The sequence below is a fragment of the Rhodococcus sp. 06-156-4 genome (genome assembly GCF_002259345.1).
In the GTDB taxonomy this organism is placed as follows: domain Bacteria; phylum Actinomycetota; class Actinomycetes; order Mycobacteriales; family Mycobacteriaceae; genus Rhodococcoides; species Rhodococcoides fascians_E.
Map to the genome: position 1 here is coordinate 409621 of NZ_NPGB01000018.1, position 24534 is coordinate 434154.

Here is a 24534-nt window from a genome sequence, read left to right on the forward strand (position 1 = left end):
CGTCGACCCATAACCTGTAGGGGTGCTCCTCTTCGATCTCGTCCCCGATCCCACCACCGACGAGGCGCAGGATCCGGACACCCTGTTCGACATCTTTCAGGAGTGGACGGCCGAGCGCGGCCTGACGCTGTACCCGGCGCAGGAAGAGGCGCTGATCGAGCTGGTGTCGGGATCCAACGTCATCCTGGCCACGCCTACCGGATCGGGCAAGTCCATGGTCGCCGTCGGTGCTCACTTCGCGGCCGTGGCAGCGGGGCGGCGAACGTTCTACACCGCTCCCATCAAAGCTCTCGTCAGTGAGAAATTCTTTGCGCTCTGCGACATCTTCGGAGCTCAGAACGTCGGGATGATGACAGGTGACGCTTCGGTCAACGCGGGAGCGCCCATCATCTGCGCCACCGCGGAGATCGTCGCGAACCTGGCGCTGCGCCAGGGCGCGGACTCGGACATCGGGCAGGTCGTCATGGACGAGTTCCACTACTACTCCGAGCCGGATCGCGGTTGGGCCTGGCAGGTCCCCCTGATCGAACTCCCGAACGCACAGTTTCTTCTGATGTCCGCCACCCTCGGTGACGTCTCGTTCTTCCGGGACGATCTGACGAGGCGCACCGGCCGTGTCACCACGGTGGTGTCCGGGACGGAACGACCGGTGCCCCTGATGTTCTCGTACGTCACCACACCGATCAGCGAGACCATCGCGGAACTCGTCGAGACACACCTCGCCCCGGTGTACGTCGTCCACTTCACACAAGCAGCTGCTCTCGAACGCGCTCAGGCTCTGACGTCCGTCAACGTCGCGTCCAAGCAGGAGAAGGCCCAGATCGCCGATGCGATCGGCCAGTTCCGCTTCACGACGGGATTCGGCAAGACGCTGTCTCGGCTGGTCCGCCACGGCATCGGGGTCCACCACGCAGGGATGCTCCCCAAGTATCGACGACTCGTGGAGAAACTCGCTCAGGACGGCCTGCTCAAGGTCATCTGCGGGACCGACACTCTCGGCGTCGGCATCAACGTCCCGATCAGAACGGTGCTGTTCACCGGGCTGACCAAGTACGACGGAATTCGCACCCGCCAACTCCGCGCCCGCGAGTTTCATCAGATCGCAGGCCGCGCGGGCCGCGCGGGATACGACACCCTCGGTACCGTCGTCGTCGAGGCGCCGGAACACGACATCGAGAACGCACGTCTGGTCGCCAAAGCCGGTGACGACCCCAAGAAGCTCAAGCGCGTTCAACGCAAGAAGGCACCGGACGGGTTCGTGTCCTGGGGCGAGCCGACGTTCGAGCGAATCGTCGCGGCAAGCCCCGAACCGCTGACGTCCCGATTCTCGGTGAACAACTCCATGCTTCTCAATGTCATTGCTCGGCCCGGCAATTGCTTCACCGCGATGCGCCATCTGCTCGAGGACAGTCACGAGACTCGCCCCGCCCAACGCAAACACATCCTTCGGGCGATCACCCTCTACCGGGGGCTCGTTGCCGCCGGGATCGTCGAGCAATCGGCCGAACCGGATGCCGACGGGAAGTACGCCCGCTTGACGATGGATTTGCAACCGGACTTCGCGCTCAATCAGCCGCTGTCTCCGTTCGCGCTGGCGTCGTTCGAACTGCTCGACACGGAATCCGCAACACACGCCCTCGACGTCGTGTCGATCATCGAATCGACGTTGGACGACCCACGCCAGATCTTGATGGCTCAGCAGCACGCCGCACGCGGTGAGGCAGTAGCGCAGATGAAAGCCGACGGCATCGAGTACGACGAGCGGATGGAACTCCTCGAAGAGGTGACGTGGCCCAAGCCCTTGGCCGAGCTCCTCGTCCCCGCGTTCGAGATCTACCGGGGAGGCCACCCCTGGTTGAACGACGTTGCGTTGTCACCGAAATCCGTCGTCCGCGACATGATCGAACGGACCATGACGTTCGCGGAACTGATCAGTCACTACGGGCTCAGCCGCTCCGAGGGACTCGTTCTCCGCTACCTCGCCGATGCCTATCGGGCACTGCGCCAGACGGTTCCCCCCGAGGCCAGGACCGAGGAGGTGCAGGACATCACCGAATGGTTGGGCGAGCTGGTCCGTCAGGTCGACTCCAGCCTGCTCGACGAATGGGAGAACCTGACCGACCCCGGTGAGGAACCGGAGACCAGGCCGGAGGCGTACGGCGGGGATTCTCCGAAACCGATCACCGCCAACCCCAGGGCTTTTCGAGTCATGGTCCGCAACGCCGTCTTCAAGCGCATCGAACTCGCTGCCGGGCGCCGATGGAATGCTCTCGACGAGCTCGACGACGGCCCCGACTGGGAATTCGATCTGGAGCCGTACTTCGAGGAGTACGGCGAGATGGGCACCGGCCCGTCGGCGCGGGGCCCGGCCCTGTTCGATCTCGTCGTCGGCAAGGACGAGACGACGGTGCGACAGATCATCGAAGATCCCAACGGGGACCAGGGATGGTCGCTCGTCGGGACGATCGACCTCGAGGAATCGAATGCCGCGGGTGAGATCGTGTTCGACGAGATCGTGGTTCAGGCGGGCTGATTCGGGCCGGCTACCCGAGCACCGATGCGAGATATGAGGTCTGCGATCGCTCGATACTCGTCGCCGCGCGCACTCGAGGCTCGGTGGACCAGTCCCATGGTGCGACCGGGCTTGGGGTCCGCGAACTCTCCGATACCGAGTGCTCCCCTGCCCGTTTCCACGTGCACCGCCGAACGCGGGACGAGTGTCACGCCGAGACCGCCTGCGACGCACTGCACGACGGTGGCCAGAGACGTGGCTCTCGTGTCGCTCGACATCGGCGCGCTGTCGACGGATCGACACAGATCGAGTGTCTGATCGCGAAGGCAGTGCCCGTCGTCCAGGAGCAACATGGGCTGCCCCGCGAGTACGTTCAGCGCGAGCCCGGTTCGGCCCGCAAGGTCGTGGGCAGGCGGCACGACCAGGACGAAGTCCTCGGTGTACACAGGGATTTCGACCAGACCGTTCTCTTCGGTCGGCAAGGCGACGACGGCAGCCTCTATCGCACCGCTCCGCAGCGAGGCGAGCAGTCGTTCGGTCTGGTCCTCCACGATGAACGGCACGACATCCGGATACTCGGCGGCGATCGCCGGCAGCAGGGCAGGCAGAACGTACGGCGCGACGGTGGGAATGAGGCCCAACCTGAGCGGGCCCGCCAACGTGCTGCCCAAGCCGGACGCTTCGGTGACGAAGCCGTCGGCCGCTTCCAGAGTGGCGCGTGCCCGCCCCAGGAGCTGATTGCCTGCAGTGGTCACCAGAACCTTTCGCGTGCTGCGCTCGACCAGCTGGACGCCGAGTCCCTGCTCCAGCGATGCGAGCGCTTGCGAGAGCGTCGGCTGGCTGACCTTCAGCCGTGCGGCCGCGGTACCGAAATGACGGTGCTCGGCCACCGCCACGAATGCGCGCAACTGCGACAGCGTCGGCTGATAACTCTGATCGGACATACCGATCAGTCTAGGCCAACTCATCGGCAACACCTTTCGCCCGGAGTCCTCGTCGGCGCTCGCGTAGACTCTGCCGCCATGGGTATCGACGTGTCGGTAGTGCGAGTGTTCACCGATCAGGACGGCAACCACGGCAATCCCCTGGGAATCGTCGACGCCCAGGACGTCACCGAGAACGAACGACAGGCACTGGCGCATCGATTGGGATTCAGCGAAACCATCTTCTACAGCGGCAGTTCCAGCGATCCGGCTCGCGCCGAGGCGACCATCTACACCCCGGCGCAGCAACTGCCGTTCGCCGGGCATCCCACGGTCGGACTGTCGTGGTGGCTGCGCGCACAGGGCACCCCGATCAACGTGTTGACCGTTCCCGCTTCCGATCTCGCGGTCCGCTACGACGGTGACGTGTCCTGGGTCAGAGCCAAGCCCGAGTGGACGCCCCACTTCGTCGAGCATCACCTGGACTCCGCTGCCGACGTCGACGAACTCGATGCCGCGTCGTTCACCGAGGATCACCACTACGCCTGGGCCTGGACGGACGAGGGCGCAGGGCACATCAGGTCACGAATGTTCGCACCCAGCATGGGAATTGCCGAGGACGAGGCCACCGGCTCGGCGGCAGTCTGGATCACCGGAGTACTCGGACGAGGACTCGTCGTCGCTCAGGGACGCGGTTCCGTTCTCGTCACCGGTCGCGACGGTGACTGGATCGAGCTGGGCGGCCGCACCGTTTCGGAGAACACCATCACCGTGTGACAGCGGACACGTCGACGAAGATCTCGTCGCCCAGCGTGACGCCGGGCACGAGAGGGAGCCGATCGCCGCTCCAGAACTTTCCGGGGTCGAACCAGTTCGCCTTCTTGTTGCCCGTCAGCAACCCCATCGAGTCGTACGTCATCGCAACCACTTCCGCGCAATACGCGGTTTCGAGGGCCGCGGATCCGGCGGCCTCGTCCTCGCGGGATCGGCGACGAAACGTCGGTACCCGTCCCTTGAACCAACTGCCCGCCAACTTCGCCGTCGTCGGGAACGCTGTTCCGTCCATCCGCGCGATGGTGCGCATCAGCGCATCCTCCTGCTCGCGGGTCACGGGCTCACTCAACTGCCGCAGCCAGCATCGCTGCGCGTACTTGTCGGACCACTGCAGCACCGCCGCCCGTAGGTCGTGCAACTGGACCCCGCGCTGAAAGTTGCCCGTCCACATGTCCTGCAGCGTCTTCCCCAGCTCGGCATGCCACATCAGCGGGGGTAGATCGTCGACGACCACGGCCATTCCGACGTGGTTCACCGGACTGTTGGTCAACGTCTGTATCGCACGATCGGCCGCCGAATGCCCCCGGAAGATCCAGATGTCACCGGTCCGAGTGGCATCGACAGCAGTGTCGAGCGAAATCGACGAAACAGTCATGAGACCCAGCGTAAAGGGATCGCTCTTGCCGGCTCCACTCCCGGCCTTCATGGGTCGTTCCTGCCGGCTCCACTCCCGGTTTACATGGGTCGTTCCTGCCGGCTCCACTCCCGGCCTTCCTGGGTCGTTCCTGCCGGCTCCACTCCCGGTTTACATGGGTCGTTCCTGCCGGCTCCACTCCCGGCCCCCGATCCCAGTACGGTGAGGCGATGAAGCTGTGGAAGGTACTCGGCCTTGCGGGCGTCGTCGGTGTTGCGGCAACCGGAGCACTCGTCGTGAAGTCGGAGCGCACTCGCCGCGCCTACGCACCGGACGAGGTGCGCGCGCAGTTGCACCGTCGGTTCGCCGAGGCTGCGGAAACCGAACCGCCGCCGCCGCTGCCCACACCGACTCGCGGGCAGCGCCTTCGGGCGAAATTCAGCCGAGCGCGCTGAGAATTCGAGTCGCGAGCTCCTGCACCTGGGCGTCGGTCATGACGAACGCCGGCGAGATCTGCATGGCTCCCTGTCCGGCTGCGCGGCCGGACACTCCGTGCTCGCGGAGTGTCTTGACGAACGGCAATGCTTCGGCTGGATCGGCGAGCTGGATCGCCGCCACCGCACCGAGCCCACTGCGCACTTCCTGAACACGCGGGTGATCGGCGAGCGGCGCGAGGTAGGTGTGCAACGACGACTCCAGGCGGGCGGATTCCTGCAGGAGGTTCTCGCGTTCGACGATGTCGAGGTTGGCGAGGGCCGCGGCGGCCGCACCGGCGTGGCCGCCGTAGGTGTACCCGTGCCTCCACCAGGCTCCGCCTGCGAAGAACGGCTCGGCGATCCGTGGGGCGATGAACACTGCGCCCATCGGAACGTATCCCGAGGTGAGCCCTTTGGCGGTGGTCATCAGATCCGGTGCGAGATCGAACCGAGAGGACGCGAACCACGATCCGCCGATCCGGCCGAACCCGGTGACGACCTCGTCCGCGACGAACAGCACGTCGTTGTCTCGGCAGATCTGCCTGACCTCCGCCAGGTAGCCGTCCGGCGGCAGGTAGACGCCACCGGCGCCGATGATGGGTTCGCAGAAGAAGGCAGCGACCTTGTCGGACCCCACTTCCTCGATCAGCGCCAACAGGCTCTTCGCGTCGTCCCACGCGACAGTCCTGGCGTCGGGCATCAGCGTGCCGTAGTTCTCGTGGTTGACCGGAATGCCGGCGAGAGAGGTACCTGCGACGTGCATACCGTGATATGCCTTCTGCCGCCCCACGATCAGCGTCTTCTCGGGCTTGCCCACCTCGTGCCAGTAGCGCCGAGCCAGCTTGGCCGCGGTGTCGATCGAGTCGGATCCGCCCGAGGTGAAGAAGATCTTGCTGCCTGCGACCGGTGCGATCTCGGCGAGACGCTCGGCGAGGACCGACGTGGTCTCCGGCACGAAGTCTCCGAAGTTGGAGTAATGCGCAAGAGAAGACAGTTGGGTCGCGACCGCGTCGGCGATCTCGCGACGACCGTGCCCGACGTTGGTGAACCAGAGTCCGGCGGTGGCGTCGAGGTACTCGTTACCGTCGCGGTCGTAGATGTAGGCGCCGTCACCGCGGGCGACGACGAACGGCCCGGACGCGGTGACTGCGCCCATGTCGGCGAAACCGTGCCACAGCGCGGAGTGTCTGGATTCGAAACTCGGTTCGGTCGCGGAAGACATGCTCCGAAGCCTAGTCACTACGGTCGTCCGCGCCACCGCCGAGTCGCCATCTGCTGCCGAGTCGGCCGACGGCGTTCACGGCGAGTGCCATCAGCACGAATGCCACGGTCAGCACCACCAGTCCGATGACGAGCGCGACATAACCTTGCCCTCGGGGGTCGAGGAACGGGTAGGGGTACCAGTCGACGATCGGGCCTCGAATCAGGCTGTAGATCCCGTAGACGAGCGGAAACAGCAGCCACAGAAGAGACCGCGCCTCCGAGATCCGCTTGCGTGCGGGAACGATCACCCAGTCGAGAAGCAGGACCACCGGCATGATTCTGTGCACCACGTTGTTGGTCCACGGATCCGCGACACCGACCTCGATGTTCGCCAGAAGAACGGCGTAGATGATCCCGGTGATCACCATGTACAGCGTCACGGCACCCCGGAACAACTGCCATCCCTCGCCTGGAGGATCGACGATGCCGCCGATACCCAGCACGACGACGGTCAGCACGTTGCTCAGGACGGTGAAGTAACTGAAATAGTTCGCGACCGAGAAACCTTCGGTCCCGACACCTTTCGCGAGAATCGTCGCCAGGGCTGCGGCTGTCAGAAGAGCGAACCCGACCCTCGCAATTCTGATTACTATCGACGTGGAATCGGTAGGCATAGCCGATCTTTGCACAGGCCGACGACCCATCGGTGTGTACCGCGCCGACACCGCGGACGCTGCAGCAACTATCCTTGTGCCAGCATGTCTACCTCATCCACCGCAGAACGTCGTCGCGCACTGTCGACCAGATTGGCCGATGTCTCGATTCGGGACGAACACCGGTTGCGTCGCAGGCTCGACCGCGCCCGCACACCCGACGCCGTCGACACCGTCGAACGTGAGGTCGCGAAGGCGGAAGCGGTAGTCGAGAACCGGCGCGCGGCGCTGCCCCGTATCGAGTATCCCGAGTCACTGCCCGTCAGTCTCCGCAAGAACGACATCGCCGACGCCATCGCGAACAACCAGGTCGTGATAGTCGCCGGTGAAACGGGATCGGGCAAGACGACACAGATACCCAAGATCTGCTTGGAACTGGGACGCGGCATCAGAGGATCGATCGGGCACACGCAGCCTCGTCGTCTCGCGGCACGGACCGTCGCCGAACGCATCGCCGAGGAAGTCGGCGAATCGATCGGTGAGTCGGTGGGCTACAAGGTCCGGTTCACCGATCAGTCGTCGGATTCGACACTCGTGAAGCTCATGACGGACGGCATTCTGCTGGCCGAGATCCAACGTGACCGTCTTCTGCGGCAGTACGACACGCTCATCATCGACGAGGCACACGAACGCAGCCTCAACATCGACTTCATCCTCGGCTATTTGGCTCAGCTCCTCCCCCGCCGCCCGGATCTGAAGGTGATCATCACCTCCGCCACCATCGACCCGGAACGGTTCGCCCAGCACTTCGCACGGGACGGTGTTGCGGCGCCCATCGTCGAAGTGTCCGGCCGCACGTTCCCTGTGGAGATGCGGTACCGCCCGCTGTCCATCGATGTCGACGACAGCACCGTGGATCTCGATCCCGTCGACGCCACGTGCGACGCCGTCGCCGAGCTGATCGGCGAGGGCGACGGCGACATCCTGGTGTTCCTCTCCGGCGAGCGTGAGATTCGTGACACCGCGGATGCGCTGCGCGAGAGACAGTTCCGCGGAACCGAGATAGTGCCACTGTATGCACGCCTGTCGGCGGCCGAGCAGCATCGAGTGTTCACCCCGCACACGGGCCGACGAGTCGTGTTGTCCACCAACGTCGCGGAGACGTCGTTGACGGTTCCGGGCATCCGGTACGTGGTGGACCCTGGAACAGCACGCATCTCCCGCTATTCACTACGGACCAAAGTCCAGCGGCTGCCGATCGAGCCCATCTCCCAGGCGTCCGCCAGGCAGCGGGCAGGCCGGTGTGGACGCGTCGCCGACGGAATCTGCATCCGGCTCTATTCGGAGGACGACTTCGAGTCCCGTCCCCAGTTCACCGAGCCCGAGATCCTGCGGACCAACCTGGCGTCGGTCATCCTGCAGATGACGTCCCTCGGTCTGGGGAAGATCCAGGAGTTCCCGTTCGTCGAAGCGCCCGACCCCCGCAGCATTCGCGACGGAATCGGCCTGCTCGAGGAGCTCGGTGCGCTGAAACCGTCCAGCGGAACCGGCGAATCGGAGCTCACGCCCATCGGGCGCGAGCTCGCGGCTCTGCCCGTGGATCCTCGAATGGGTCGGATGTTGGTGGAAGCCAACAACACCGGGGCACTCGCCGATGCTCTCGTCGTCGTGTCGGCATTGTCCATCCAGGACGTACGGGAGCGTCCCACCGAACACCAGCAGGCCGCCGACGAACAGCATGCGCGCTTCGCCGTCCCCAATTCGGACTTCCTGGCGTACGTCGAGTTGTGGAGCTACCTTCGGGACCGGCGAACCGATCTGTCCTCCAACCAGTTCCGCAGAATGTGCCGCGCCGAGTTCCTGCACTACCTGCGCATCAGGGAATGGCAGGACCTGCACGGTCAACTGCGGCAGATCACCCGAGGGATGGGGTGGAGCATCCCCGATTCGCCGTCGACCCCGACAGCTCTGCACCAGTCTCTTCTCTCGGGTCTGCTGTCGCACATCGGCCTTCGCGAGGGTGACAAACGCGAATTCCTCGGTGCGCGCGGCACTCACTTCGCGGTGTTCCCCGGCAGTGGACTGTTCAAGAACCCTCCGCGCTGGGTGATGGCAGCCGAACTCGTGGAGACCGGACGGTTGTGGGGCCGGATGGCAGCGCGAATCGAACCGGAGTGGGCCGAGAGGCTCGCACCGCATCTGGTCAAGCGCACGTACTCGGAACCGCACTGGTCCACCAAACGCCAATCCGCAATGGCCTACGAGCGCGTCACGCTCTACGGCATCCCACTGGTCGCGGGCAGGCCCGTCAACTATCACACCGTCGACCCGGAGGCGTCCCGCGAGCTGTTCATCCGGCACGCACTCGTACAAGGCGAGTGGAAGACTCAGCACCCGTTCTTCCACAGGAACCGTGAGTTGCTGGACGACGTAGGCGAGTTGGAGAACAAGGCCCGCCGCCGCGACATCGTCGTCGACGACGATGCACTGTTCGACTTCTACGACGCACGGATCGGCGCGGAGGCCGTGTCCGCTCGTCACTTCGACACCTGGTGGAAGAAAACTCGCCGGAGTACACCCGATCTTCTCGACTTCACCACCGAGACGGTGGTGAATGTTGACGCGGCGTCGGTTCTCGGCGGTGATTACCCCGATGCGTGGCGACAGGGAGAGATCCTCTTCCCCCTCACCTATCAGTTCGAACCGGGGTCCGAAGCCGACGGTGTCACGGCCAGGATCCCGATCGCGCTTCTCGCACAGGTCCAGCCGGTGGGGTTCGACTGGCTCGTGCCCGGTATGCGCACAGAACTGGTCACGGCCTTGATCAAACTTCTCCCCAAGGCCCAACGGCGCACCGTCGTTCCTGCACCCGACTTCGCCTCTGCCGCTCTGGCGTCGATGAAACCGCGCTCGGAGCCGATCGTGACAGCACTGGCTCGTGAACTCTCGCGGCTGGGGTCCACACGTATCGACCCGGACGATGTCGATCTGGGTTCTCTGCCCGCACATCTGAGGATGACGTTCGTCGCGGTCGACACCGACGGCAAGACGCTCGGATCGAACAAGGACCTGGTTGCACTGCGCAATGCACTGGCGCCCCGTGTCGATCGTGAAGTCGCGAACGCGGTGGGTGCAGCCGAGCGACCTGCGACCCTGGCTTGGACGTCGTCGACGCTGGGAACCTTGGACGCAACGGTCTCCACATCGGTCGCGGGACAGACGGTGACCGGATATCCCGCCCTCATCCGGGAGGACGGCGGCGTGGCCGTCCGTGTTCTCAGCACCCCGGCTGCTCAGCGCGCCGCGATGCGGGAAGGGACGCGCGCACTTCTTCTGGAGTCGGCACCACGAGGCACGAAGGCGTTGCTTGCCGGCATCCCGACGCGTGAACGACTGGCCCTCGGCCAGAACCCCTACGGCAGCATCGAAAGCCTGCTCGACGACTGCAGGAAAACTGCTGTCGACGAGTCGATGACCGCGCACGGAGGTCCTGTCCGGTCTCCCGAGAAGTTCGCGGCTCTCGCCGCCGCTGTCGGCGCCGACACCGCTCGACGAACCAGCGAGATACTCGGACTGGTCCGGCCGATTCTCACCGCAGCACTGGAACTGCGTTCCGTACTGGATCCTCTACAGGGCGACGCGGCCGACGATGTACGAGAACAGCTGTCATCACTGGTGTTCGACGGTTTCGTGTTCGAGTTCGGATCGACGCGCCTCGTCCATATCCCGCGCTATCTCGACGCCGCGACGGCACGCCTGAAATCTCTGCCGAGCAGTGCCGGACGTGACGATGCAGGGATGGACGTCCTCGACCGCGTGTACGAGGCATACGACAGGATGCTCCGCTCGCTACCGGAGACCAAGCACCACACTTCAGCGGTGCAGGATGTGTTCTGGATGATCGAAGAACTGCGAGTCGGCCTGTTCGCGCAGAGCATCCGCACGGCCTATCCGGTGTCGGAGAAGCGTCTCGTGCGGGCCATGGAGGTCGCGGCACGATCGTGACCCGGCGAGCGTCAGTCGACCGCCGCAGCCTGCCGGTGCGCACGAAGATCGAGGATTTCCTTTTCGAAATCCTCGGCTGAGCTGAACGAGCGGTACACCGACGCAAACCTCAGGTACGCGACCTCGTCGAGGTCACGCAGGGGGCCGAGAATGGCCAGACCGACCTCGTGGCTGGGGATCTCGGCCGATCCCGACGCTCGAACCGCGTCCTCGACCTGCTGCGACAGAAGATTCAACGCATCGTTGTCGACATCGCGGCCCTGGCATGCGCGTCGCACACCCTTGACTACCTTTTCCCGAGAGAAGGGCTCCGTCACCCCACTGCGCTTCACCACCGCCAGCACCGCCGTCTCCACCGTGGTGAACCGACGTCCACATTCCGGGCACGAACGACGACGACGAATAGCCTGGCCCTCGTCTGCTTCCCGCGAATCCACCACGCGCGAGTCGGGGTGCCTGCAGAACGGGCAATGCATGGTTGAGCCTCCGTCGTAGCCGTCACGCACCCCCGAACGGCACACAGGAGGCGCAGGCTTCGAGGATACTCGGAGCGGAACCGAACCGGCTCCGTCCCCTGACAGACGAGGCAGACACAACACAGCGCTACGGACCTACTGTGCTGCTGACGACCGTGCCGTTCGAGACCGTGTCGCCCGATACCGTGTCGCTCTGGACCTGGACCGTGGCAACAGAGGGCGCAGAAACGGATTCGAGCGACGATGCGCGCAGGTTCGCCATTCCGACGAGCGCCAACAGCACCAGTGCGGTCCCCACCACTCCCGCCACCGCGCCCAGCACGGTGATGCGCTGGCTACGATGCGCCTGGTCCGCGCACCCCTCGGCCCGCCGGTCGTGCTGGCCGCCGCGCACCGCGGACGCGCCGACACGACGCCGACGTTGCATCGCCGCACGACGCTGCGACGCAGTCTGACGGCTACGGACAGCACGGCGAGTCTGCTGGTGCTGCTCCGTACGGACGGGCCGCTCGGTGGTGATGCTCATCGGAACCTCCGGTGTCGAACGAGACGTGGATTCGAACGCTATTCGATCAGGCGTTCGATGAACGCTTGTTCGAAAGTTCTATCACGCACCTCCGACAAAGTCAGTAGAAAACGCGACACGGATCGAACAGATGTTTGATCCAACAGCGATTACGGGCTAAGTTCGTGTCAGAAACCACACGTCACATCCATCCCACGCGTTCTGGTCTTCGAGCACGTTCGAGTTCCGGCACACGCACGCATCACGCAGGAGGACGCACGAATGAAAGACGAGACCTCTACTGGGTCGAATGGCACGGGGTCGAATGGCACGGGGTCGAACGGTAAGACTGCTGGGAAGCCCGCTGCGCCGAAAACCGCGGCGACGAAAAGTGCGGCCGGCAAGGCTGCGGCGGGCAAGCCTGCTGCCGTGCCGACGGCGAAGGCGTTCGAGGGCGAGGGAACGGATATCAACGCCGGACTCACCGAGCGTCAGCGCAAGGTGCTCGAGGTGATTCGGGCGTCGGTCACCGAGCGGGGATATCCACCGAGCATCCGCGAGATCGGCGATGCCGTCGGGCTCACGTCCACATCGTCCGTGGCACACCAGCTGCGCACGCTCGAGCGCAAGGGCTTCCTCCGCCGAGACGCCAATCGTCCTCGGGCCGTCGATGTGCGGGGGCTCGACGAGGTGCAAGCGGATCACGCGGCTGCAGTCGCCGACGGTTCTGCTCCGTCCGAGGACCAGCTGCCCACGCCGACTTTCGTGCCCGTTCTCGGACGAATCGCCGCGGGTGGACCCATCCTCGCCGAGGAAGCCGTCGAAGACGTGTTCCCGCTCCCCCGCGAACTGGTGGGCCAGGGGTCCCTGTTCCTGCTGAAAGTCGTCGGCGAATCCATGATCGATGCCGCGATCTGCGACGGAGACTGGGTTGTCGTGCGTCAGCAGAGCGTCGCGGACAACGGCGACATCGTCGCGGCCATGATCGAGGGCGAAGCAACCGTCAAGACGTTCAAACGAACCAAGGGTGATGTCTGGTTGATGCCGCACAACCGCTTGTTCGAGCCCATCCCCGGCAACGACGCAGCGATCCTGGGCAAGGTCGTCACCGTGATGCGCAAGCTCTGAACAGCGCTCGTTCCACCACCACCCCCGTACCGACACGGAGCGAACGTGACGTTCGGTCACTTGAAGTGACCGAACGTCACGTTCGCTCCATTCAGGGGGGTGCGGCGGCGCGCTCTCGGGGTTACGACGGGGTCAGAGGTCCAGTCCTCGGCCGATGATCTCCTTCATGATTTCCGTGGTGCCACCGTAGATGGTCTGCACACGAGAATCCATGTAGGCCTTGGCGATCGGGTATTCCTTCATGTACCCGTAGCCGCCGTGCAGCTGTAGGCATCTGTCGATCAGCTTGACCTGGTTCTCGGTTGTCCACCATTTCGCCATGGCGGCTTCCTGCACGGTGAGCGTGCCGGCGTTGAGGAGTTCGATGAACTTGTCGACCATGATGCGTGTCGCGGTCGTTTCCGTGGCCAGTTCGGCGAGCACGAAGCGGGTGTTCTGGAATTTGCCGATGGACTTGCCGAACGCTTTGCGGTCCCGGCAGTACTGGATGGTCATGTCCAGCGCGGATTCCATGGCTGCGGCTGCGACGACGGCAATCGACAGGCGCTCCTGCGGCAGGTTCTGCATCAGGTAGATGAAGCCCATGCCTTCTTCGCCGAGGAGGTTGGCTGCGGGGACTCGAACGTCGGTGAAGCTGAGCTCGGCGGTGTCCTGGGCTTTCATGCCGATCTTGTCGAGGTTGCGTCCGCGTTCGAAGCCTGGCATGTCGCGTTCGACGACCAGCAGGCTGAAGCCCTGCGCACCCTTCTCCGGGTCGGTACACGCGACGACGATGACGAGGTCGGCGTTGATGCCGTTGGTGATGAAGGTCTTGGATCCGTTCAGGACCCACTCGTCCCCGTCGCGAACTGCGCGGGTCTTGATTCCCTGCAGATCACTGCCGGTACCGGGCTCGGTCATGGCGATCGCGGTGATGAGTTCGCCTGAGCAGAATCCGGGGAGCCAGCGCTGTTTCTGCTCGTCGTTGGTGAGCTCGATCAAGTAGGGCGCGACGACGTCGTTGTGCAGGGTGAACCCGATTCCGCTGTATCCGCCGCGGGTGGTTTCCTCGGTGACGATGGCGTTGTACCGGAAGTCCTTGACCCCGCCGCCGCCGAACTCCTCGGGCGCTGCCGTTCCCAGGAAGCCTTGCTTGCCAGCTTCCACCCAGACGTCACGGTCGACGATGTTCTGCTCTTCCCAGCGCGCATGGTTGGGGGCGACGTGCTGGTCCAGGAACTTGCGGTACGACTCGCGGAAGAGGTCGTGCTCGGGTTCGAACAGGGTGCGGTCCACGGGTTACTCCTTCGAGGGTGACACTTGTCGTGCGTTCCCTCGACACTACGACCGCGCCCGACCTCGGTCGATGACCGAGCCGCGCAGGATCGGTGACCGAACTAGCGGGTAGCGAGCCGGCTGAGTGCGCGCAGAGCCGGATAGCCGACGAGGATGCCCACCGAGCCCCATGCGATGCCGCCGAGGTCGACCGATCCGATGGTCAAGGTCAAATCGCCGATTCCCGCGACCAGTGCGGCCGCGACGACGGTGAGGTTGACCGGGTCGGTGAAGTCGACCTTGTTGTCGGACCAGATCCGGACTCCCAGTAGGCCGATGAGTCCGTAGAGGACGAGCGTGGCGCCGCCGATGACGCCGTCGGGAACCGTGAACACGAGTGCGCCGAACTTCGGGGAGAACGCGAGCACGATTGCCGTGACGGCTGCGACCCAGTACGCGGCTGTGGAGTACACGCGGGTGGCGGCCATGACCCCGATGTTCTCGGCGTAGGTGGTCGTTCCAGAACCTCCCGCGGCGCCCGCGAGCGTCGTGGCCAGCCCGTCGGCGATGAGTGCGTCTCCTGCGAGGTCGTCGAGCGACTTCCCCGTCATCGCGGACACTGCTTTGACGTGGCCTACGTTCTCGGCGACGAGAACGATGACCACGGGCAGGGCGATCAGAACGACGGACAGCTCGAACGTGGGTCCACGGAACTCGGGCATTCCGATCCACGAGGCGGACTTCATGGCGTCGAGTTTCGCTGCGTCGATCTGTCCGACCACCGCCGCGAACACCCAGCCGATGACGACTCCGACGAGAATGCCCAGGCGGCCGAGGAGTCCTGGACCGGCCACGGTCACCACGAGAATGGCGATCAGGGTGACTGCCGCGACAAGTGGTTGCGCCTCGAAGGACGATGTCGCCGCGGGGGCGAGGTTCAGGCCGATGAGCACCACCACGGCACCCGTCACGACGGGCGGCATGACTGCTTCGATCACTCGCCCGCCGGCGAATTTCACGACGAATCCGACTGCGGCCAAAACGATTCCGACGGACATGACGGCGCCGAGCTGAGCTGCCGGACCATCCGCCTGCGCTGCGCTGAGCGGTGCGATGAACGCGAACGACGAACCGAGGTAGCTGGGGATCCGGCCCCGCGTGATGATCAGGAACAAGGCGGTGCCGATTCCGGAGAACAGCAGCGTCGTCGTGACCGGGAACCCGGTCACCGTCGGCACCAGCAGTGTCGCGCCGAACATCGCGATCACGTGCTGCATGCCGATACCCACCGTGCGAGGCCATGACAGCCGCTCGTCGGGCGCCACGACTGCGCCCGCGGAGGGCGTCTTTCCGTCGCCGTGCTGGGTCCATCCGAAGTTTCGACTCACAAGCAGTGAATCCTAGAGGGCATTCACGCCAGAAGCGCGGTGACCGCCGCACGAGCCGCGGCCGAGCTGTCCGTTTTCAGGGCGGCGTCGGCAGCGGCACGGCACTGGTCGAGCGTGACGGAGGACAATTTCGCCCCGACGTGCGCCACGGCGGCGGACGCCGCGGACAGCGAGGTGACCCCCAGACCCACCAACACACACGCCAGCAGTGGGTCTGCCGCGGCCTCACCGCACACCCCGACGGGCTTGCCCGCTGCGGCACCCGCCTTCGCCGTGTGGGCGACGAGCGCGATGACCGCCGGCTGCCACGGATCGGTGAGGTCGGCCAGCTGCGGCGACATCCGGTCCGCAGCCATCGTGTACTGCGCGAGGTCGTTGGTACCGATCGACAGGAAGTCGACGTGTTCGAGAATGTGCTCGGCCATCAACGCCGCGGCGGGAATCTCGATCATCACACCGGGCTTCAACCCGCGTGCCCGCACGTCGTCGGCGAACGCTGCCGCTTCGGCCGCGGTCGCGATCATCGGGGCCATGACCCACGGCGTCGACCCCGTCGCTGTCGCGGCGGCGGCGATTCCGTCGAGCTGGCGAAGCAGAATTCCCCTGTCCTGCGCGGCGATTCGAATACCGCGGATTCCGAGGGCAGGGTTGGCCTCGTCGGCGTGGTTCGCGAACCGCAACGGCTTGTCCGAGCCCGCATCGAGGGTTCTGACGACCACCTTGTGGCCGGCGAAGGCGTCGAGCACCTCACCGTAGATCTCCGCCTGCTCCTCGGCCGTCGGCTCCACGTCGCGGTCGAGGAAGCAGAGTTCGGTGCGGAACAGTCCGATGCCTTCGGCCGCGGTCCGGCGAGCCGCGCGGGCACCGGCACCGTCCTGGACGTTGGCGAGGATGTCCACGAGGTGTCCGTCCGATGTCGAACCCGGCCCGGCCCACCGCGACACACGATCCAGTTCTGCCCGCGCGTCGGCGACGGCCTGTGTCGCCAGCGCCGCGTCCGGGTCGAGCACGATCCTGCCGGCTATGCCGTCGACCACCACGGGCGTGCCCTCGGCCACGTCGTCGAGACCGGACACGGCTACGACACACGGGATTCCGAGCTGGCGGGCGATGATCGCGGTATGACTGGTCGGTCCGCCGAGTGACGTCGCGAGCCCGACGACGAAGTCGGGGTCGAGCCCGGCGGTGTCGGCCGGCGCCAAGTCGTCGGCGAGAAGGATGGACGGAACCGTCGGGGCCGGCACGCCCGGTTCCGGCGATCCGAGTATCTGCGCGACGACCCGATCACGGACGTCACGCAGGTCGGTGACGCGCTCGGCCATCAGGCCGCCGAGCTTGGTGAACATCGATACGAATTGTTCGGTCGCGGCATTGGTCGCCGACGTCGCGGACGATCCCGCAGCGATGTGCTTCTCGGCAGCTTTCAGCCAGCCGCGGTCCTGAGCCATGGCCGCGTTGGCCGAGAGCACCTCCGATGCCGCTCCGGTGGCCAACTCTGCCCGGCCCCGAAGCCGACCGGCCACCACGGACGTCGCCTCACGGAACTTCTCGAGTTCGGGCCCGCGCGCCTGCTCGTCCAGCACCGTGTCGTCGACGGGCACGTCCGGCCGGCCGCCGGGCCTGATCACCGGGCCGTAGCCGACTCCGGGTACGACGGGCGTGCCGGTCAGAACCGCCGAACCGGCCAGTGCTGCTCCGGTCTCCCGGTTCTCGGCGAGGTGCGATCCCGTCATGTGTCCTCCTTGAACGAAAAGTGCGCGCGGCGAAGTGGGCGTGTGTCCGTATCCGCTGTGATCGACTTGTTGTGACTCAGATTACTCTTTGCTCTTGACATGTCAACAGATACGGGCGTAAAACAACATAAACCAACACGTAATCGGATCAGAGCCCAGCCCGTACGCACGACGGAGAGGAGGAACGGATGTACGCAGAGGAACGTCAACAATCGATTGCAGAGCTGATCACCAGTCGTGGACGTGTCTCGGTGGCCGATCTGTCCACCTCGTTCGGGGTCACCACGGAGACCGTTCGCCGGGACCTGGCGATGCTGGATCGCCTCGGTGTCGTTCGGCGCGTTCACGGCGGTGCGGTGCCCGCGTCGGCTCTGACGGTCACCGAACCCGGCGTCGGTGAACGTGAATACACGCGAGCCGAACAGAAGGATGCGATCGCTGCCGCCGCGGTCGAGTACCTCCCGGGTTCGGGAGGCAGCGTCGTACTGGACGCCGGAACCACAACGGGCCGATTGGCCGCGTTGATCGGCCCCGACCGTGAGCTCACCCTGGTCACCAACTCCGTTCCGATCGCAGCGAGAGTTGCACCCCTGTCCGGAATCAGCCTTCGTATGCTGGGGGGCCGAGTTCGAGGTGCGACACAGGCGGCCGTCGGCGAGGAAGCACTGACATCGCTGGAGTGGCTGCGGGTGGACGTGGCGTTCATCGGAACGAACGCACTCAGTCTCGGGCACGGCCTGTCGACCCCGGACAGCGACGAGGCCGCCGTGAAACGTGCGATGGTGCGCTCTGCCAATCATGTGGTCGTCCTTGCCGATTCGTCCAAGATCGGCCGCGAGCATCTGGTCAGCTTCGCCCGGCTCGAGAACATCGACGTCGTGGTGACGGACGCCCAGATCGAGGTATCCGATCGTAAGAGTTTGACCGACAACGGAATCGAGGTGGTGATCGCATGATCGTCACACTGACCGCCAACCCCAGTATCGACCGCACGGTGGTGTTGGATACCGAGCTCGCGCGCGGTGGCGTACATCGAGCGCGCGCGTCGGTGAGCGATCCGGGAGGCAAAGGCGTCAACGTGGCCAGGGTGCTCACCGCTTCCGGCGTGCAGGCCATGGCGGTGCTTCCCGCATCCGAGCACGACCCGTTGCTCGAGGCTCTGTCCGCCCGGGGCGTCCGCTATTGCGCCGTCCCGACGGGCGCGCTCGCTCGGACCAACATCACCGTCAGCGAGCCCGGTGGCGTCACGACCAAGATCAACGAGCCGGGCGCCGAGTTGTCCGAGGCCGCCAGGACAGAACTGTTCGAGACGGTCGTCGACCTGGGACGAGATGCAACCTGGGTGGCACTGTCGGGATCGCTTCCCCCGGGCATACCTGTCGGCTGGTACGGGGAACTCGTAGCAGCACTGAAGTCCACGACGGCGTGCAAGGTTGCCGTGGACACCTCGGATGCACCGCTTCTCGCGCTCGCTGCGTCGTTCCCCCATTCCGCGCCGGACCTGATCAAGCCCAACTCCGAGGAGCTCTCGCAGCTCACCGGAGCGGATGCCGAGAACCTCGAGCGTGCGGCAGCCGCGGGGGATCCGACCGCGGCGATCGACGCGAGTCGAATCCTGTTGGAGCGCGGCGTCGGTGCGGTGCTCGCCACCTTGGGCAGCGCGGGAGCGGTCCTGGTGACCCAGGAGGGCGCGTGGTTCGCCTCGCCCCCCAAGATCGACGCGATCAGCACCGTCGGCGCGGGAGATTCGTCCCTCGCCGGCTACATCCTCGCCGATATAGAGCGATGCCCACCCGCCGACCTGATCCGTCGAGCCGTGGCGTACGGCACCGCGGCGACGGCTCTACCCGGCACCACCCTTCCCACCCCCGAACAGACTCGTCCCGACTCGGTGACCGTCCAAGCAGTGCAGTCACCGAACTCACTCGACCCACAGCCCTCCCCCAGCTCGAAGACCCTCACCTCGTAGGAGCGACGTCATGTCCACACCAACCAACGATCCCGCGATCATCGCGGAGGACCTCATAGTCCTCGACGCGGACCTCGGTGAATCGAAAGACGCTGTCATTGAACGGCTTTCGAACGTGCTCGCCGACGCCGGGCGCGCCACCGACGCCGAACCGCTGCGTGACGCCGCTCTGGCCCGCGAAGCGCAGTCGGCGACGGGCCTGCCGGGCGGCATCGCCATCCCCCACTGTCGCGCCGAGGCCGTGACGACGGCGTCGCTCGGATTCGCCCGTCTGAACCCGAAGGTCGATTTCGGTGCGCCCGACGGCCCGGCCGATCTGGTCTTCCTCATCGCGGCGCCGGCCGGTGCGGGTTCGGCGCACATGAAGCTGCTCTCCAGCCTGGCCAGGGCGCTGGTCAAGCCGGAGTTCGTGACGTCTCTGCGCGAGGCTCCGACGGCCGCGGACGTCGTCGCTCTCGTCGACGGTGTCATCAACCCGGCGCCCAAGGCCGCCGCTGCCCCTGCTGCCGGGGCCACGGTGAGTACTGCCAAGCACTCCGCTCCCGAGGTTCCCGACGCCGCCGCCGCGGATACGCCCAAGCACATCGTCGCTGTCACGGCGTGCCCGACGGGTATCGCCCACACGTACATGGCCGCGGATTCGCTCGTCGCTGCCGGTGATCGTGCCGGTGTGACGGTGCACGTGGAAACTCAGGGCTCGAGCGGAAGCACGCCGCTCGACCCGGCGCTGATCGCGAGCGCGGAAGCGGTCATCTTCGCCACGGATGTCGGGGTCAAGGGTAAGGAGCGCTTTGCCGGCAAGCCGGTGATCTCGTCCGGAGTCAAACGCGCCATCAACGAGCCCGACGTGATGGTCACGGAAGCGCTGCGCGCATCGAACGATCCGAACGCGGCCCGTGTCTCCGGCACGGCAGCCGATCCGGGCACCGCGTCCTCCGGCGCAGGCGAACTCGGATGGGGCACACGCATTCGGCAGATCCTGCTGACCGGTGTCAGTTACATGATTCCGTTCGTTGCGGCGGGCGGTCTGCTCATCGCACTCGGCTTCCTGCTCGGTGGGTACACCATCTCCGAGAGCGCCGAGGACATCGTCGTCAACAACTCGCTCACCGCGTTGCCCGACGGTGGTCTGAAGATCTACCTCGGAGCTGTTCTCTTCCAGATCGGCGCGCTGTCCTTCAGCTTCCTGGTTCCCGCATTGGCCGGTTACATCTCGTACGCGATTGCCGACAGGCCCGGTCTTGCACCAGGGTTCACGGCTGGCGCCGTGGCCGTCCTGGTGGGCGCAGGCTTCATCGGTGGCCTCGTCGGTGGTCTGATCGCCGGTTTCGTCGCGCTGTGGATCAGCAGGTGGAAAATCCCGGCTCTGCTTCGTGGCTTGATGCCGGTCGTCATCATTCCGCTGTTCGCGACGCTGATCGTCGGCGGCATCATGTTCCTCGTGCTCGGCAAGCCGCTCGCCGCCATCACCAGCGGACTGACCAACTGGCTCAACGGCCTGTCGGGTAGCTCCATCATCATCCTCGGCATCATCCTCGGACTGATGATGTGCTTCGACCTCGGCGGCCCGGTCAACAAGGCCGCGTACGCATTCGCCACTGCAGGCCTGTCGGTCACCGACACCGCATCGCTGCGCATCATGGCGGCCGTGATGGCCGCCGGCATGGTGCCGCCGCTCGCTCTGGCTCTCGCGTCGGCCGTACGCCCGAAGATCTTCACCGAAGCCGAACGCGAGAACGGCAAGGCCGCCTGGTTCCTCGGTGCAGCGTTCATCTCCGAAGGTGCGATTCCGTTCGCGGCCGCCGACCCACTTCGCGTGATTCCGTCGATGATGGCGGGCGGCGCAGTGACCGGTGCTCTCATCATGGCGATGGACGTCACGCTCAGCGCTCCGCACGGCGGCATCTTCGTGTTCTTCGCCGTCGGTGGGATCCTGTGGTTCCTGCTCGCCCTCGCAGTCGGCACGATCGTCGCCGCCGTGCTCGTGATTGCGGCCAAGCAGTTCGCCAAGGGCAAGAACGCCCCCTCTGAAGCAACCATCGACCCCGACCTCGTCACCGCTTGATCGTCACCCCCCTGATCATCACCGCCTGACCACCCAACGAAGAAGGAGCACTTCATGCCCAGCACCACAGTCACCGTCGGATCCGCAATCGGTCTGCACGCGCGACCCGCAGCGATCATCGCCGAGGCCGTTGCCGACGCAGGCGTCGACGTCACTCTCGCCGTGGACGGCGAGGAACCGGTGGACGCCGGATCCGCGCTGATGATCATGACCCTCGGTGCAGCCAAGGGCACCGAGGTGACCGTCGAGAGCGAGGACCAGGCGGCTCTGGACAAGGTTGCGGCGCTCGTCGCGTCCGACCTCGACGCCTGACCCGTCAACGCCGTCGGGCTGCCCCGACGGTGTAGAAGATCGACACGATCGCCAGGACACCGGCGACGGCGAGCGCACCCAGCGGCCATCGGCCACCAGGCTGCTGAGGAGCTTCCGTCGCCGGTGTCGGCGTGTCGACGAGACTTGTTGCGCTGCTCAGCACCTCGATGGGGGGAACCGGCCCACCCGCGGCTTCGGAGGCGATCAACAGGTTGCCGTTCGAATCGAATGTGAGTGCCTCACCCTGGGGCTGGGCAGGAAGAGCTATGACTTCCGGCTCACCGGACAGAGCTCGAACGACATCGCCGTCGGGCACCGCGAACAGGTAGGCGTCGGTATAGGTGCGCACGGCAGCGACAGTCCCGTCCGCACTCACCGCTCCCCCGGTCGCGAGAATCGACCCGATGATGAACGGCGGACCCCCGGCCGTGTCGGTCCGCTCGAACGTCGATTCTCCGGCCTTCGTGAGAGCGGTGGGCCCCGGTGACGCCAGCTCGGCCACGGATTCGCCACCCGCGGGGACGTAGATTCCGCTCACCCCGGTCGGCTCCTTCGTGACGACGACCGGACGACCACCGGGCTCGATCAGCAGGGCCTCCGCGTCGTGCGGCCCGTCCGGGTAGGTCAACCGGTGTAGCTCGCCTTGCCCGGTGACGGGATCCATCCGAGTCAACGCGACGGTGTCACGCCTGCTCTGATTGTCGCCTGTATCGGACAACCACAGGTCGCCGTCGTACGACGCCATGTCCTCCACGTCGTACGGGTCGACCGGAACGTCGAGCCACCGTGTCACGGCGCAACCGTCGTCCAGGACGGCCACCCGGTGATCGGTCCCACTGTCGCCGATCGCGTAGAGCACACCGTCGACGAACGCCATCCCCGACACCTCCTCGAGTGCCGGGTCGGTCGGAGTGCAGTAGGTGTCCGACGGTTCCTGCCGCACCTCCGGCCGAGCCTGGGCGGTCGGTGCGCCGGCACCGACGGTCAGCGCCGCCACTGCGACGGCTACCGCGAGGACACCCGGACGCACGCCGATGTCAGACAGCAGCCGGTTCGTACGCGAACTCGGCCAGGACGGAGGCCAGTGCCGTCGGCACTCGCGCCTCGACCCGAGTGCCGTCGCTCTCGTGCGACGACTTGGAGATCCGTCCCTCGGTGTGAATGCGTGCGACGAGATCACCCCGCGTGTAGGGAACGAGGACGTCGATCTCGGCTTCGGGCCACGCCAGAATCTCACCGAGGTGATCACGCAGTTCGTCGATTCCCTCGCCGGTACGAGCCGACACGAACCGTGCTCCGGGCAGAAGCCCGCGAAGCTGGGTCAGCTGGACCGGATCTGCGGCATCGATCTTGTTCACGACGATCAGCTCCGGCGGCATCGTCGAGTCTCGTTCCTTGACGACGTCGACGATGACTTCCCGCACGGCTTTGATCTGGTCCGTGGGCAGCGGATCCGACCCGTCGACGACGTGCAGAAGCAGATCGGCGTCGGTGACTTCTTCCAGTGTCGAACGGAATGCTTCGACCAGCTGCGTCGGGAGATGCCTGACGAAGCCCACCGTGTCGGTGAGGACGATGGCTCGCCCGTCTTCCAACGTGGACTTTCGCGATGTCGGATCCAGGGTGGCGAACAGTGCGTTCTGAACCAGGACACCCGAGCCCGTCAGCGAGTTGAGCAGCGACGACTTGCCGGCATTGGTGTATCCGACGATCGCGATGTTGGGGGTGGTGCTCTTCAGCCTGCTCTCGCGTTTGGTGTCGCGGGCTTGTTTCATGCCCTTGATCTCCCTGCGGAGCTTCGCCATGCGCTCGCGAATCCGTCGGCGATCGGTTTCGATCTTGGTCTCACCGGGTCCGCGAAGGCCGACACCGCCGTTGCTGCCTGCGCGGCCGCCGGCCTGACGAGACATCGATTCACCCCAACCGCGCAGACGCGGAAGCATGTATTCCATCTGCGCGAACGCGACCTGCGCCTTGCCTTCACGCGATGTCGCGTGCTGGGCGAAGATGTCCAGGATCAGTGCGGTCCGGTCGATGACCTTGACCTTCACCACTTTCTCGAGCGCGTTGAGCTGCGCGGGTGTGAGCTCACCGTCGCAGATCACGGTGTCGGCACCGGTGGACAGCACGACATCCCTCAGTTCGTGGGCTTTGCCCGAGCCGATGTAGGTGGCGGTGTCCGGCTTGTCACGCCGCTGAACCAAGGCGTCCAGCACTTCGGATCCCGCTGTTTCCGCGAGTGCGGCGAGCTCGGCCATGCTGCTCTCCACCTGCGCTGCGGTTCCGGTCGTCCACACCCCGACCAGGACGACGCGTTCGAGCCGAAGCTGGCGGTACTCGACCTCGGTGACGTCCGCGAGTTCCGTGGACAACCCGGCGACGCGCCGGAGAGCGGTACGCTCCTCGAGCTGCATGTCGCCCGTCGACGGTCTGCTGTCGGAGCTGCCGTCACCCTGATCCGACGTGGGAAGCGGGGAGCGCGCGATCCGCTTGGACCACGCTTCGCTCTCTTCGCGCGTCCAGG

At 65.5% G+C, this 24534-nt stretch carries 20 protein-coding genes; 9 read left to right on the plus strand and 11 right to left on the minus strand.

Annotated elements, in window-relative coordinates:
• Positions 1 to 22: 22 nt before the first annotated feature.
• A complete protein-coding gene (locus CH290_RS12690) occupies positions 23 to 2533 on the plus strand; it encodes a DEAD/DEAH box helicase (RefSeq protein WP_020110197.1) in 2511 nt (836 codons plus the stop codon).
• Here CH290_RS12690 and CH290_RS12695 read toward each other — a convergent pair.
• Positions 2521 to 3456: a LysR substrate-binding domain-containing protein gene (locus tag CH290_RS12695; protein WP_019664080.1), complete on the minus strand. Its 936-nt coding sequence runs from the start codon at positions 3454 to 3456 to the stop codon at positions 2521 to 2523. The two genes, CH290_RS12690 and CH290_RS12695, sit on opposite strands and share 13 nt — an antisense overlap.
• A gap of 78 nt (positions 3457 to 3534) precedes the next feature.
• Here CH290_RS12695 and CH290_RS12700 point away from each other — a divergent pair, with 78 nt between their 5' ends.
• The gene (locus tag CH290_RS12700) at positions 3535 to 4212 is read left to right on the plus strand and encodes a PhzF family phenazine biosynthesis protein (protein WP_094739411.1); all 678 of its coding nucleotides are present in this window, start codon (positions 3535 to 3537) and stop codon (positions 4210 to 4212) included.
• Here the strand turns inward: CH290_RS12700 and CH290_RS12705 are convergent.
• A complete protein-coding gene (locus CH290_RS12705) occupies positions 4202 to 4864 on the minus strand; it encodes a hypothetical protein (protein ID WP_019664082.1) in 663 nt (220 codons plus the stop codon). The two genes, CH290_RS12700 and CH290_RS12705, sit on opposite strands and share 11 nt — an antisense overlap.
• 209 nt (positions 4865 to 5073) lie before the next feature.
• On the opposite strand from CH290_RS12705, the gene CH290_RS12710 reads away from it, so the two are divergent.
• The gene (locus CH290_RS12710; protein WP_019664083.1) at positions 5074 to 5298 is read left to right on the plus strand and encodes a hypothetical protein; all 225 of its coding nucleotides are present in this window, start codon (positions 5074 to 5076) and stop codon (positions 5296 to 5298) included.
• Here CH290_RS12710 and CH290_RS12715 read toward each other — a convergent pair.
• The gene (locus CH290_RS12715; RefSeq protein WP_033189645.1) at positions 5282 to 6541 is read right to left on the minus strand and encodes an aminotransferase family protein; all 1260 of its coding nucleotides are present in this window, start codon (positions 6539 to 6541) and stop codon (positions 5282 to 5284) included. The genes CH290_RS12710 and CH290_RS12715 overlap by 17 nt on opposite strands.
• 10 nt (positions 6542 to 6551) lie before the next feature.
• Entirely contained in the window at positions 6552 to 7196 is a 645-nt protein-coding gene (locus tag CH290_RS12720; protein ID WP_033189644.1) for a Pr6Pr family membrane protein, read from the minus strand.
• A gap of 84 nt (positions 7197 to 7280) precedes the next feature.
• Here CH290_RS12720 and hrpA point away from each other — a divergent pair, with 84 nt between their 5' ends.
• On the plus strand, positions 7281 to 11180 hold the full coding sequence (gene hrpA, locus CH290_RS12725; RefSeq protein ID WP_033189643.1) for an ATP-dependent RNA helicase HrpA: 3900 nt from the start codon (positions 7281 to 7283) through the stop codon (positions 11178 to 11180).
• Between the two features lie 11 nt (positions 11181 to 11191).
• On the opposite strand, the gene nrdR is transcribed toward hrpA, so the two are convergent.
• Together nrdR and CH290_RS12735 are read right to left on the minus strand one after the other, a co-directional pair.
• Positions 11192 to 11656 carry a transcriptional regulator NrdR gene (gene nrdR / locus CH290_RS12730; protein WP_026347603.1) on the minus strand — a complete coding sequence of 155 codons (465 nt, stop codon included), beginning with the start codon at positions 11654 to 11656 and terminating at the stop codon, positions 11192 to 11194.
• A 127-nt stretch (positions 11657 to 11783) separates the two neighbouring features.
• Positions 11784 to 12182 carry a hypothetical protein gene (locus CH290_RS12735; protein WP_033189642.1) on the minus strand — a complete coding sequence of 133 codons (399 nt, stop codon included), beginning with the start codon at positions 12180 to 12182 and terminating at the stop codon, positions 11784 to 11786.
• Positions 12183 to 12590: 408 nt separating this feature from the next.
• Between CH290_RS12735 and lexA the strand changes: the two genes are divergently transcribed.
• Positions 12591 to 13289, plus strand: a complete 699-nt coding sequence (gene lexA, locus CH290_RS12740; RefSeq protein ID WP_033189641.1) for a transcriptional repressor LexA — start codon at positions 12591 to 12593, stop codon at positions 13287 to 13289.
• 132 nt (positions 13290 to 13421) lie between these two features.
• Here lexA and CH290_RS12745 read toward each other — a convergent pair whose 3' ends face one another.
• The 3 genes from CH290_RS12745 to ptsP form a co-directional block, all read right to left on the minus strand.
• On the minus strand, positions 13422 to 14564 hold the full coding sequence (locus CH290_RS12745) for an acyl-CoA dehydrogenase family protein (protein WP_019664090.1): 1143 nt from the start codon (positions 14562 to 14564) through the stop codon (positions 13422 to 13424).
• Positions 14565 to 14665: 101 nt separating this feature from the next.
• Positions 14666 to 15931, minus strand: a complete 1266-nt coding sequence (locus tag CH290_RS12750; protein WP_033189640.1) for a uracil-xanthine permease family protein — start codon at positions 15929 to 15931, stop codon at positions 14666 to 14668.
• 23 nt (positions 15932 to 15954) lie between these two features.
• The gene (gene ptsP / locus CH290_RS12755; RefSeq protein ID WP_020110203.1) at positions 15955 to 17664 is read right to left on the minus strand and encodes a phosphoenolpyruvate--protein phosphotransferase; all 1710 of its coding nucleotides are present in this window, start codon (positions 17662 to 17664) and stop codon (positions 15955 to 15957) included.
• A gap of 188 nt (positions 17665 to 17852) precedes the next feature.
• Between ptsP and CH290_RS12760 the strand changes: the two genes are divergently transcribed.
• Genes CH290_RS12760 through CH290_RS12775 form a run of 4 tightly spaced genes read left to right on the plus strand, consistent with a single transcriptional unit; the run spans position 17853 to position 22010 of the window.
• Entirely contained in the window at positions 17853 to 18620 is a 768-nt protein-coding gene (locus tag CH290_RS12760) for a DeoR/GlpR family DNA-binding transcription regulator (RefSeq protein WP_019664093.1), read from the plus strand.
• The gene (locus tag CH290_RS12765; RefSeq protein WP_019664094.1) at positions 18617 to 19633 is read left to right on the plus strand and encodes a 1-phosphofructokinase family hexose kinase; all 1017 of its coding nucleotides are present in this window, start codon (positions 18617 to 18619) and stop codon (positions 19631 to 19633) included. The genes CH290_RS12760 and CH290_RS12765 overlap by 4 nt, the downstream gene beginning before the upstream one ends.
• 10 nt (positions 19634 to 19643) lie before the next feature.
• Entirely contained in the window at positions 19644 to 21698 is a 2055-nt protein-coding gene (locus CH290_RS12770; RefSeq protein ID WP_033189639.1) for a PTS fructose transporter subunit IIABC, read from the plus strand.
• A 54-nt stretch (positions 21699 to 21752) separates the two neighbouring features.
• Entirely contained in the window at positions 21753 to 22010 is a 258-nt protein-coding gene (locus CH290_RS12775; protein ID WP_019664096.1) for an HPr family phosphocarrier protein, read from the plus strand.
• A 4-nt stretch (positions 22011 to 22014) separates the two neighbouring features.
• On the opposite strand, the gene CH290_RS12780 is transcribed toward CH290_RS12775, so the two are convergent.
• A complete protein-coding gene (locus tag CH290_RS12780; RefSeq protein WP_033189638.1) occupies positions 22015 to 23040 on the minus strand; it encodes a hypothetical protein in 1026 nt (341 codons plus the stop codon).
• A gap of 7 nt (positions 23041 to 23047) precedes the next feature.
• Positions 23048 to 24496, minus strand: a complete 1449-nt coding sequence (gene hflX, locus CH290_RS12785) for a GTPase HflX (RefSeq protein WP_026347606.1) — start codon at positions 24494 to 24496, stop codon at positions 23048 to 23050.
• Positions 24497 to 24534: the final 38 nt, after the last annotated feature.